Genomic DNA, 12,438 nt, shown 5'->3' with positions numbered 1-12,438 from the left:
GGGAGGGTGGCCGAGCCCGGCCAGCGTGTTCCTCACGCCGTCCTCGAGGACGGCCGGGTCCTGGTCGGTCGTGGCCCAGCGGGACCGAGGGCCCCGCCCGCAGGATCCTGGAGTCATGAGCGGTACGGACCTGGGCGCGGTCGCGGACGAGCTGTACGCCCGCCTGCCCGAGGAGTTCACGGCCGCCCGGGACGAGTTCGCCGCCCGGGCCCGCCGCGAGCACGATCCCGAGCTCTCCCGCGCCGTGAAGACGCTCAGAAAACCGACGACAGCGGCCTGGCTGGCCAACCATCTCGTTCACCGTGACCGCGCACAGATGCAGCAGCTGGTGGAGCTCGGCTGCGGGCTGCGCGAAGCTGAGCAGGTGCTCGACGGGGAGGCCCTGCGGCAGCTGCTCACCCGAAGGCGCCAGTTGCTGGCCGCGTTGGCCAGCAGCCCGGCGCGGGACCGCTCCTGCAGGAAGCCCCAGGGCCGGCCGCCGGTCCTACCCTTGACAGGACAGGACCGGTTTCCACGGACCCGACCGGCCCTGCCACACCCCTGCGGTGTGCCCCCACCCGGTCCCGCCCCCTCTCCCCGGCGGCGGGACCGGGCACCGAGACCGCCAGCGGCGCAGCGGGTAAGAGCGTCAGCCTGGTGTCAGCGGCGTGGCGGCATCAGGACGGGTTCCTGGCAACGACACCCGGACCGGATGGACGGCCTGGCGGGGCGCAGCAGCAGCCGGTACCGCTGGAGCTGGAGCGGCCTGGGTGGGCACGGGGGCCGGGGCGGGAGCAGCAGCAGCGGGTACGGCCGGGGCCCGGGCGCGGAAGGCGCCAAGGTGCGGCGGACGGCCGCCGATCCGGTGGCGGACCGTCCGGCCCCCGGTCGTAGTCGGCGCCAGCGGTGACGGCGGCCACGGGCCGCTCGGCGACGACGGGGCACCTGGTGCTCGACGGCCGGGGCGGAGCGGGGCCGCGGGCGAGTCTGTCAGCTGGCATTGACTGGGGTGGGGGTGGGTGATGGTGTGCTGTGGGAGTTCGAGTTGGGTTGTGTTGAGGTTGGTGGGTGGTTGGTGTGCAGGGCTGTTGCAAAGCAATGCCGCGAAGTTACGGCTGAGGTGGGGCTGTCAACGCGTCAGCGGAGGGTTCGCGGCATTGCTTTGCAACAGCCCTGGGTAGGTGTGGCTGGGATGTTGCCGGGCGTTCTTCGGTGGCCATCCGATGAGAGTGGTGATTCTTTTGAATTCGCCGGAGGTCTCGACCTTGGTGGCGCCCAGGCAGGCGGTACGCCACTGCCCGGCGTCCTCCGTCCCGGGGCCGGCGGACGCCTTCACCTCGGCAGCGGGTGCCCGCGAGGCCGCCAACGCGGCCTCCACCGCCCGCTTCTCCTCCCGGGCCAGATGGTTGCGCTGCGCCCGCTCCGCCTCGGCCGCCATCTTGTCAGCCGCAGCCTGCCGCTTCCGCTCCCGCTCCTTTTGCCGTGCTTGTTCCGCCTCCGCGGCCGCCCGCCCCGTCGCGGACCGCGCGGCCGCGGCCCGTGCCTCGGCCAGCACCGCCGCCTCTCCCGCGCCTCGGCATCCTGCCGCCGGCGCAGCGCCACCATCTCCTTCACCACCTGATCGCGCAGCATCTTGGTGAACACCTGGGGTGTCGTGTCCCTGAAGGCGGTCAGGTATTCGGGGGTGATCTCCGGAGGTATTTGGCGAGCTCTATCATGATGCCGGGCCCGATACTCCACGTGCACGGCGAGACGCGGAACGCGACATCCCCTGAAGGGGAGCACCGTGGGCGGGCGATGCGGGGTGTGATGCCGCGCTGTCGCAACCAGGCCCAGGCCAGCCATTACCGCCGTCAAGCCGCGAATCGGGCATGAAGATCACGATCTACGGCTGGAGTACTATCCTCGGGCTTTCATGAGGCCAGCTGTCCGACGGGTGGTCAGGAAAGCAGAAAGGGCCTCTGACCAGCGAGAATGAGGATTATCTAGGTCCCTGTTCCCGCCCCGGTCGGAGGCACTTTCCAGGTGAGTAAGCGTACCGGGTCGTACCCGCGTGTCCGCGTCGAGGGCGGTGGCCGCGGGGTGGTCTCGCAGTCCGGCGCCGTGCTGCTGGTCGAGACCGCCCGCAAGGCAGGGCTGGATGCGGCGATATCGACGGCGCTGGTGCCGTGGCGCAAGGCGCGTGCGGTCCATGATCCCGGCAAGGTCCTGCTGGATGTCGCGCTCGCGGTGGCCCTTGGCGGGGACTGCCTGGCTGATGTCGCGATGCTGCGGGCCGAGCCCGCCGTGTTCGGCCCGGTGGCCTCCGACCCGACCGTCTCGCGCCTGGTCGACACCCTCGCCGCGGCCGGGCCCCGTGCACTGGGGGCGATCCGGCGGGCGCGGGCCGAAGTCCGCGAGCGGGTCTGGCGGTTGGCCGGCGAGGCGGCCCCGGACGCGGGCGGCGAGGTGACCGTGGACATCGACGGAGTGCTGGTCCTCGCGCACTCCGAAAAGCAGGACGCGGCCAAGACCTGGAAGAAGACGTTCGGGCACCACCCGCTGTTCGCGTTCGTCGACCACGGCCCAGGCGGGTCTGGAGAGCCGGTCGCCGGGCTGCTGCGGCCGGGGAACGCCGGCAGCAACACGGCCGCCGACCACATCGAAGCGGCCCGGACGGCGCTGGCCCAGCTCCCGACGAAGTACCGGCGCGGCCGCCGCACCCTGATCCGCACCGACTCCGCCGGCGGCACCCACGACTTCCTGAACTGGCTCACCACACGCGGCCGGTGGCTGTCCTACTCGGTGGGGATGACCATCACCGGCGGCATCCACCAGGCCGTTCTCCTGGTCCCGGCCTCGGCATGGACCCCCGCAGTCGAACCCGGCGGCGAGATCCGCGACGGCGCCTGGGTTGCCGAGCTCGCCGGCGATGTCCTCAAGGGCTGGCCGAAGGGGATGCGGCTGATCGTCCGCAAGGAACGGCCGCACCCCGGAGCGCAGTTGCGCTTCACCGACGCCGACGGAATGCGGCTGACCTGCTTCGCCACCAACACCACCCACGCCCCGATCGCCCGGCTGGAGCTGCGGCACCGTCAGCGGGCCCGCGCTGAGGACCGCATCCGCGCCGCCCGCGACACCGGCCTGCGCAACCTGCCCCTCCACCAGGCCACCCAGAACCAGATCTGGCTGGAGATCGTCCAGCTCGCACTCGACCTGCTCGCCTGGATGCCCATGCTCGCCCTGACCGGCACCGCCCGCCGCTGGGAACCCAAACGCATGCGGCTGCGGCTGTTCTCCGCCGCCGCCCAGCTCGTCACCACCGGCCGCCGCCGCCGCTACCTCCGCCTGGCCCGCCACTGGCCCTGGACCGACACGATCACCAGTGCCTTCGAGCGCCTGCACGCCCTGCCGGACCCCGGCTGACCAGCGACATCACCCCATCCCGACGAACACCAGACAACATCCGGAACCGTGGAACCCGGCGCCCAACCGACGCGCCAGTCGGGCCCTCGGTATTTCTATAGGCAGAAGACCCAGCCCGGACAAGCAGAAACGGCCCGCCAGCCGAGCTGACGAGCCGTCATGCAAGATCGAGGCTATCCGGACGAGGCCGCCTTAACGATCAAGGCCACACGCCAGCTGAGCCCCGTGAATAACCCTCACGGAGTTCCCCGAAGGACAGAAATGAGGGGCCGGGAGACAACACGATGGATCGTGCGGCGGAGAGCAAGTCATCGGATGCTAGAGACTAGAGAAGCGTTTACAAGACGTCGGATCGCCTGCCAAATGCGCCGGGAGTTGGTACGAAATGCCGTTTCCTGTATCAACCGACTACGCGCGGGCGTTCCTGCTCCTCTTCAACGGCATCGCCGTACCTCAGGGCCAGTCGAGAATCGAGGAGCGCGACCGCCCGGCGCTCGTCGATGATCAGTTGGTACAGAACCTGCAACAGAAACTCGACGAGGTGTGGGCGGACCTGGAGCAGGATGGCGCGCTGACGGACGGGTGGCGGGCCTACACGCAAAGTCCAAGCGTGTACGACACCGATCCCGACGCTCGGGCATGTACGTATCTGAGCGGCTATTTCGCGGCCCCGGAGCAGTACGTGGAGGCGTCGAAGATGCTCATGACTGTCAGCGCCGCCTCGCAAGCGATCACGTTCCTGCAGATTCTGAATGCCACGAAAGCCGGCAACGGGGCTGGCCCAGTGAAGCCGCAGGCCGTCGACGGCGCCCGGCTGGAGGCAACCGAGCCCTCGAGCCCGCCCCCGGGCGACGACCAGCGCACAGATGTCCACCACGTGCCCGCGATCGAGGTCGTGGCGGCGGCGAACTGGCTGAAAGAGGGCCTGAAGAAGATGAAAGAGGACGGGGCAGGCGGCGGGCTCCCGTTGGAGAGCAGGCTGAGGATCCTCCTCAGCGCGGCCAGGACCGAGACCGGCGAGCAGAGTACGGGAGGCCCCCGGTGACGGATCAGAGCACGTCGGGAGAAGAACCGAAGCGATCCCCGTCAGCTGGGCCGGCCGAGACGGTACAGGCGGCACAGGCTTCGGCGCAGGCATACGCGCAGGCAAGCAATGTCCCCACTCTCACCGCCCTGCGCGCCGCGTTTCAAAAGGCGATGGCGCCCCAGGCGCCGACTGCGGCGTATGCCACGCCCGGTGAGGACAGCAGTCGCGGGGCCGCACGCGACCGGGCCGACCAGAGGCCCGGCCCGCCGGCAGAACGCAAAGAGAAGGCGACCAGTCTTCCGGCAGAGCGCAAAGAGAAAGAGCGGGAGAACAAGCGCGGCCCCGGCAAAGGCGTCGACCAGCAGCAGGAAACCGGCGGCCCGACGCGCGCGGACTGGGACGCGTGGAAGGCGGAGAAGGAGAGGGCCGCCACGTGGCAAAGCACGCCCGAATCCACTGCTGATGTCGAAGCGCTCAGCAAGGCTCTCGAGGCCGAAGCCCGGGCCGAAGGGTCCTACGGCGGGGGGTCGACATTCAAGCGGCGCCTGTTGAGGTCGGGCGGCACTCCTGACAGCGCGGGCGCCATGTACCGTTTTGCTCCCCGCTCGCCCGTCGAACGTCGCGGCAGCTCCGACTTCTTCGGCGACAGCGATGCGGAATCAGAGTCCGGGCGGCCCTCGGCCGACAAGCCCGGCAAGGCCGCAGCTCCGCCCGCTGGCGTTGCCGGCGGTCGTGCCCGGCGCTCCTCCGCAGCCCCCTCCGAGGCCCCCTCCGAGGCTGAGTCGGCGGTCACCATCCTGAGTGGCTTCGGAGGTTCCGCTGGCTCCGACTCCGGGCCGGAGGTCGTGGACAGCCTCAGCGTCGGGAGCAGGCCGGGGTCGGAGGCCAGCCAGAGGAGCGGCCTAGACGGGAGCAGGCCGGGGTCGGAGGCCAGCCAGAGGAGCGGCCTAGACGGGAGCAGGCCGGGGTCGGCTCTCTCGGACGACCCCAGCGATGTGCGGGGCAGGCGCAGTTCCATGCCAGCCCCGGCCAGCAGCAGTGGGGCGCGGGGCAGGCGCAGTTCCATGCCAGCCCCGGCCAGCAGCAGCATGCGGGAGGCGGCGCCGCTCCCGAGGCCTCCCGACGACGGCCAGGAGGAGAACGGCGAAGAAGGCGACGAGTAGAACCAGTTGGCAATCGGCACCGGGACGGTGCACCGCGCCCTGTGGTTCCGGCCGCGGCGCCCCGCCGCGCATTGCCAGCCCTGAACCTGCGTCCGTGGCGCAGGGCACAGCCGCCTCCACCTTCGCGCTACGAGCGTCCTGCGCCGGGACTGGACGCCGGCGACGAGGTGGGAGTGTCCGCCGCCGGGGCAACAGCTCACCACCCAGGAGCTGCCCGAACTCCCCGGGCGGCCGCGGCCCGTCGATCGCCGCCAGCTCGGCGAGCCGGTCCAGGACGACCGGTGCTTCGGGTGGCCCGTACCCGAGAGCGCGTCGTCCGGCCCGGACGGGCTCGACCGCGCCCTGGTGCCAGCCGCCGACCGGCGGGACCGGGTCGGCTTCCCAGAGCTGTTCGGCGGGGGCCGACGACTGGGGCAAGTTTCACCCCCGTAGGGAGGACCGGTACGTCTTCGGAAGCCCGGAAAAATGGCTGCCGAAGATGCGGTGGACGCCGATCGTGCGACATGTCCTCGTGAGAGGGAACGCGTCGAAGGACGATCCCGACCTGGCCGAGTACTGGCAGAAGCGGGCCCTCAAGAAGCTGCCAGAGATCGAGCCAAAGAGGCTCCTGTCTCTGGCAGCCAAACAGAAGGGTCTGTGCCCGAGGTGCGGGTTGGACCTGGTCGAAGGGGCCGGATACGACCCCGACGACGTCAGGGGATGGGCGGAGTGGTTCACCGCGAAGCTGCGGTTGATCCACACCCACCACATCACCTACCGCAGCAAGGGTGGAAGCGACCATCCGAGCAACCTCGTAGTACTGCACACCGAGTGTCACCGGCAGCACCATGCCGGGGACCACCGGCAACGAGCGGCTGAATGACCCGCTTGAGCCGTGTGCCGCGACGAGTGGCACGCACGGTTCTGAGGGGGGTGGGGCGCAGCAATGCGCCCCACCTACCCGACCGACCTGCGCACCCGCCGGCCCGGCCCGGCGTGAACGCGCCGGCCGGGGCGGCCCTCTACTCCTCCCGGATCGGGGAGGGCACCATCAGCACCGACGACAAGGAGACCGGCATGGACAGCCCGCACCAGCGGTGGGGGTGAGGGGGACAAGCTCCCCGGCACCCCGTGGACGCCGCCCTCCGGCCCCGGCCCCGGCCCCGCCCTCGCCCGACGGCGGCCCGCCGCCCCCGGGGACGGGGGCCACCGCAAGTGGCGCTCGCACCCGAGAGCGAGGGCCGCCCCGCACCGGGGCGGTCCTTCCCCGTCGCGGCAGCGTGGGGGCCGGCCAGCGGCAGCAGTAGGATCCGGCGATGACGCGATTCCGGGTGGTTGCAACCGATCTTGACGGGACTCTGCTGGATGGGCAGAGGAGGATCTCCAACCGCACGTTGGAAGGCCTACGGTTCGCCGTCGATGCCGGTGCGCGGGTGGTGATAGTCACCGCCAGGCCGCCACGCTACATCGATGCCCTTGCCGATGCGTACGGGCTGTCCGGAACGGCGGTCTGCAGCAATGGCGCCGTGGTCTACGACATTGTGTCCCGGGCTGTGGTCGCGTCGCGGACACTGTCATCGGAGTCGGCGCGTCGGGTGGCAGGGGCGCTCTTGCGGAGCGTCCCCGATGTCGGATTCGCCCTCGAAACCGGCCACAAGGTTTTGTACGCACCGGAGTTCGGGATGCGCCATGCCGAGGATGCCCGGGCTGAGTCAGCGGTGGCCTGCAGTGATGAGTTGTGGCTGGCAAAGGAGCCGATCGTGAAGCTACTCGCCTGGTCTCCGAGCGAGGACGCGGATGCCATGCGGGCGGTTGCCGACAAGACGGTGGGGCCGCTCTGCTCGGTCACCCACTCTGGTGGCGCGGGACTGTTGGAGATCGGTGCGCCAGGTGTCACCAAAGCGGCCACGCTGTCCGAACTCTGCAACGGGTGGGATGTCGACGCCGCAGCGGTGGTCGCGTTCGGAGACATGCCGAACGACCTGAGTATGCTCTCTTGGGCAGGCGCGGGCTACGCGATGGCAAACGCTCATCCCCAGGTCCTGGCCACGGTGTCGCGGCACACCGGCTCCAACGAGGACGACGGAGTGGCCGCAGTCCTGGAACAGCTCTTCGCCGAGCACGGTCGGACTGGGCTTGCTCCGTTTTGACGGACACCATGGGTGTGGTGGTCAGGCCGCGTGCACGGTCTAAGGACACCCAGGTGTCCCGGCGCTCGGAGGTCAGCAGCCCCGCCTCGCGAAGCTTCGGCTGATGACGGACTTGCACTGGGGCAGCCGACCCTCTTTGCGGGGCGTGTGCCGAACGGGATCTTCGCTTACCGGAGCCGCCCCCGGCCCGAACGCGGGGCGGGGCTCGGTCGGGCCGGGGGCGGGTGTGGGATCGAGGACGGCCTGGGCACCCTTGACGATCTCGTGGCTGGTGTGGATCCGTCGGTCGATCAGCGAGGTGGCCAAGGTCGCCGCGAGCCCGCAGTTCTGGCAGGTGTCCACCGCGCAGACATCCAGGCAAATCTCGATTCCAATCAGGAACTTTCGACGAAAATCTCCGCCCCCCTGGACGGTATTTACATGTTCCTGATTGAATTCTATTCAACCTTGCAATCTTTGCTCCGGGCCGGGAGGCCCCGATGGCCTGACCCATGGAACAGTGGCCCACTCTCGAAGGACGACGGTGGACTTCGCGGGCGCTGATGGAAGCCGCGCCATGACTGTGCACGGCACGACCAGCTGCACTTTCGCCTACACGCGCGTTGAGCAGACCTTCGCTTCCCCCGCGTTCATCCACCCGGGAACCAGCCAGCGACAGCCGTACGCACTCGGAATACGACGAGAACGTGGCATCGATACATGACGATGCGTCAACCGATGTCGCGGGTAGGCGCTGCGGCCGACCAAGCAGCCGGCATCACATCGGTCGCAACGCCGATGGCCCAACCGGGCCACGACCCCATCCCCCTCACACGAGCCAGGACGCCCTCCCATCTGCACCACACACGGCCAGGACGCCCTCCCAACCGTACGGAAGGTCTCTGACCGACATGCCCCGAGCAACCGACCCCCACCACCCCCGCAACCACCCCACCACCAGTAGTCAAAGACGCCGCTCACTGCTCGCCGCATCCGTCGTCACCATCCTCGTGATCACCCCCATCGCCACCTTCGTCCCGGTGACCGCGCAAGCGGCGGCACCACCTGGGCCGTGCACAGGTGACGGCACTACCGCCACGTGCACCTACGACTCCACCGGCGGCGAACAAGCCCTTCAGCTCCCCGCTGGTGTCAGCAGCGTCAATGTCACTGCCACCGGAGGCGCTGGCGCCGGCTTCCCCAGCAGGGCCGGAGCCACGGTCATTGCCCAAGGTGTCCCCGTAGCCGACGGCAGCACCCTCTATATCGAGGTCGGCGGCAATGGTTCTGGGTCCAGTGGCGGCTTCAACGGCGGCGGAAGCGGAGCCAGGGGCGGAGGCGGGGCCAGTGACGTTCGCACCCAACCCGCCAGTACCACCTCGTCCCTCACCACCACTGGCGACAGCCGCCTCGTCGTCGCAGCAGGCGCAGGCGGATCTTCGGACCTTGCACCGGGGGGTACCGGCGTGAGCCCCGGCGGCGGCTTCGGTCATGGTGGTGGTTCGGGCGGCAGCGGCTCTGGTGGTTCCGGCGGAACCGCTGGAGGCTCGAGCCCCGCGACCGCGGGTGGAGGTGGAGGCGGAGGTGTACCCAGCGACAGCGGCGGTCGCATCAACTACAAAGGAGCAGGTGGCGGGGGAGGGGGTGGCAGTAGCGCCGGAGGTGGCGGCGGGGCAGGGCAAGCAAGTGACGGCACGGTCTTCCAGAACGGCGGCGATGGTGGCCTTGGAGTCGGCGGCTCCGCAGCCGCCGGAGGTGGGGGTGGGGGCGGCGGCTACTTCGGTGGAGGCGGTGGAGGCGGCAGCGGGACCAGCAGCGTCGGCTCCTCCAGCGGAGCGGGTGGTGCGGGTTCGTCCTACGCCGTCGGTGGCACCGCGAGCATGTCCGCGGCCACAGCCGCCAATCGCATTCCCAAGGTGGTCGTCACCTACCAGTACTCGGCACTGAGTACACCTTCGTGGATCAGCAACACGTCACTTCCCTCTGCGGTTCTCGGCAGCGACTACGGTAGCCACCCGACCACCAGCATTGACCCTACCGGTGGCTTGGCTACGCCCACGTTCAGCGCCACCGGTCTCCCCCAGGGATTGACTATCGACCCCGTCCATGGAGCTATTTCCGGTACCCCCACCGGCAGTCCTGTGACGAATGCCCTGGTCACTGTCACCGTCAGCGACGGGGTGGCGATGTTCGCGCAGATATTTACGATCACGGTCGGTGTCGGCCTTCCCACCACGGTGATCACCGGATCATCGAGTAACCCTTCCGGTAGCGGCACCGCGGTGACGTTCACCGCCGCCGTAGCCGGCGGCCTCAACCCCACCGGAAGTGTCACGTTCCGGGACGCGGATATCGGCCAGAACCTCGGCACAGTGGCCCTCGACAATGGAATAGCCATCAGCGCCCCGGATACCAGCCTGATCGCTGTCGGAGACCACCACATCACTGCCACCTACAACGGCGACACCAACAATTTCGGGTCCACGACAGGGACCGCTTTCATCCAACACGTGATCAAGGTGATCCCCGGCATCAGCGTTACTTCCTCCAAGGACCCCTCCAAGGGCGGTGAGGCGGTGACGTTCACCGCGACCGTCACTGGCGGTAGCAATCCGACCGGTGCCGTCGCCTTCTACGACGGTGACGCAACCGGGCCCAAGCTCGGCGAAGGCGAGCTGGACGCGGGCAAGGCCACGCTCGACGTCAACAGTCTCGGGATCGGTGATCACACTGTCACGGCGGTCTACGGTGGGGATGCCAACAATGCCGGCTCGAGCGCGACCGTCGCGCAGCGCGTCGACAAGTCCATCGCGTCGGTGGCCTTGACGGCGGTGGACGACACCACGACCTACGGTGAAGCGGCCTCGTTCACCGCGACAGTGACGGGCAATGGCCCGACCGGGTCGGTCACCTTCACGGTCGATGGCATCGACCGGGTCAGGGCTGTGGGTGGTGACGGAACAGCCGTGCTGGCTCTGGGCCGCACCGATCTGGGCGCCGGGATCCATTCCGTGGTCGCCGTCTACGGCGGCGACGTGAACAACGCGCCGTCGCCGGCTTCCGACACGGTGACACAGACCGTCTCGGCGGCGGACACCTCCACCACCCTCACCGTGACACCCACGACCGTCGTCAACGGCCAGGACGTCACGCTGACCGCGACGGTGACCGGCAACGCACCGGCGGATGGGATCGTCCCCGTCGGAACGATCGCCTTCTACGACGGCACCGTCCAGGACGACGCCCACCGCCTGGGGACCCCGGTGTCCTTGGTGAACGGCGCCGCCACCGTGACCGCCGGCACCCTGGCCCCCGGCCCGCACACCGTCACCGCCGTCTACACCCCGGGCGGGAGTCCGGCGAACTTCACCGCGTCCACCACCGGTCCCCAGCCCGTGACCGTCAATCAGGCCCCGGCGTTCACCAGCGCCACCGCGGCGACGTTCGTCAGCGGAGCGGCGAACATTTTCACCGTCACCACCACCGGCTACCCGGCCCCCGCGGTCAGCCTCAGCCCATCGGACGTCCTGCCGCAGGGACTGAACCTGGTCGACAACGGTGACGGCACCACCACCCTGGCCGGGACCCCCGCCCCGAACACCGGCGGGACCTACACCCTGCACCTGGGCGCCGCCAACGGCACCGGCACCCCCGCCTCCCAGAGCCTGAGGCTGACCGTCAACGAGCCCCCCGCCCTCACCAGTGCCGACAACACGGCGTTCACCATCGGCCAGAGCGGCGTCTTCCCCATCACCACCCACGGCTTCCCCAACCCCGCCCTCACCCTCGTGGGCTCCCCGCCCGCAGGCGTCACCTTCACCCCCAACAGCGACGGCACCGCCACCCTGCGAGGCACCCCCGCAGGCGGGACCAAGGGCACCTACCCCCTCACCATCGACGCCACCAACGTGGCCGGCTTCGCCCGCCAGGCGTTCACCCTCACCATCAACGGCATCCCCACCACCACCAGCCTCGCCGTCACCGCACCCACCACCACCGTCACCGGCCAGAAGGTCACCCTCACCGCCACCGTCACCAACACCCCCGGCAACCCCGGACCGGCACCGACCGGCACCGTCACCTTCAAGGACGGCACCACCACCCTGGGAACCGCCACCATCAGCGCGGGCAAGGCCGTCCTGGACACCACCGCCCTCAACACCGGCCCCCACAACCTCACCGCCACCCACAGCCCCGACAGCAGCCACCAAGCAAGCGCCAGCAGTGGCATCACCCAGACAGTGCAGCTCCTGAGCTGCGACAACGCCGCCACCATCCCCACCACCAACGTCCCCGCCGGCTACACCCTTGTCCGCGGCACCACCGGCAACGACACCAACCTCACCGGCACCGACGGCAACGACATCATCCTCGGCCTGGGCGGCAACGACACCGTCAAGGCCAAGAACGGCAGCGACCTCATCTGCACCCTCACCGGCAACGACCAGATCACCACCACCGGCAGCGGCGACGACCAGATCAACGCCGGAGCCGGCAACAACACCATCGCCACCGCCGACGGCAACGACCAGATCACCACCAGCGACGGCAACGACACCATCAACGCCGGCAACGGCAACAACACCGTCAAGGCCGGCAACGGCAACAACACCATCAGCACCGGCAACGGCAACGACCAGATCACCACCGGCAATGGCAACGACACCATCAACGCCGGCAACGGCACCGACACCGCCAACGCCGGCAACGGCACCAACACCATCATCAACGTCCCCTAACCCACACCGCTTCGGGT

At 69.4% G+C, this 12,438-nt stretch carries 7 protein-coding genes; 6 read left to right on the top strand and 1 reads right to left on the bottom strand.

Annotated elements, in window-relative coordinates; translation table 11 throughout:
* Nucleotides 1–115: 115 nt before the first annotated feature.
* Entirely contained in the window at nt 116–889 is a 774-nt protein-coding gene (locus tag OHV05_RS35500; RefSeq protein WP_331730032.1) for a hypothetical protein, read from the top strand.
* Between the two features lie 219 nt (nt 890–1,108).
* Here the strand turns inward: OHV05_RS35500 and OHV05_RS35495 are convergent, their stop codons facing one another.
* Nucleotides 1,109–1,534 carry a hypothetical protein gene (locus OHV05_RS35495; RefSeq protein WP_331730030.1) on the bottom strand — a complete coding sequence of 142 codons (426 nt, stop codon included), beginning with the start codon at nt 1,532–1,534 and terminating at the stop codon, nt 1,109–1,111.
* Nucleotides 1,535–2,004: 470 nt separating this feature from the next.
* On the opposite strand from OHV05_RS35495, the gene OHV05_RS35490 reads away from it, so the two are divergent.
* From OHV05_RS35490 to OHV05_RS35470, 5 genes are all read left to right on the top strand, one after another.
* Nucleotides 2,005–3,384 carry an IS1380 family transposase gene (locus OHV05_RS35490; protein WP_331730027.1) on the top strand — a complete coding sequence of 460 codons (1,380 nt, stop codon included), beginning with the start codon at nt 2,005–2,007 and terminating at the stop codon, nt 3,382–3,384.
* Between the two features lie 385 nt (nt 3,385–3,769).
* A complete protein-coding gene (locus OHV05_RS35485; RefSeq protein ID WP_331730025.1) occupies nt 3,770–4,429 on the top strand; it encodes a hypothetical protein in 660 nt (219 codons plus the stop codon).
* Nucleotides 4,430–6,070: 1,641 nt separating this feature from the next.
* Nucleotides 6,071–6,436 (top strand): HNH endonuclease, encoded by a 366-nt coding sequence (locus OHV05_RS35480; protein WP_405021622.1) that lies wholly within the window; start codon nt 6,071–6,073, stop codon nt 6,434–6,436.
* A gap of 433 nt (nt 6,437–6,869) precedes the next feature.
* Nucleotides 6,870–7,703: an HAD family hydrolase gene (locus OHV05_RS35475; protein ID WP_331730017.1), complete on the top strand. Its 834-nt coding sequence runs from the start codon at nt 6,870–6,872 to the stop codon at nt 7,701–7,703.
* A 1,859-nt stretch (nt 7,704–9,562) separates the two neighbouring features.
* Nucleotides 9,563–12,421 (top strand): beta strand repeat-containing protein, encoded by a 2,859-nt coding sequence (locus OHV05_RS35470; RefSeq protein ID WP_405021621.1) that lies wholly within the window; start codon nt 9,563–9,565, stop codon nt 12,419–12,421.
* The last annotated feature ends 17 nt before the right edge of the window (nt 12,422–12,438 follow it).

Source organism: Kitasatospora sp. NBC_00070 (genome assembly GCF_045041205.1).
In the GTDB taxonomy this organism is placed as follows: Bacteria; Actinomycetota; Actinomycetes; order Streptomycetales; family Streptomycetaceae; genus Kitasatospora.
Note: the sequence above shows the minus strand (reverse complement) of the source record. Positions and strands in the feature narration are given on the sequence as shown.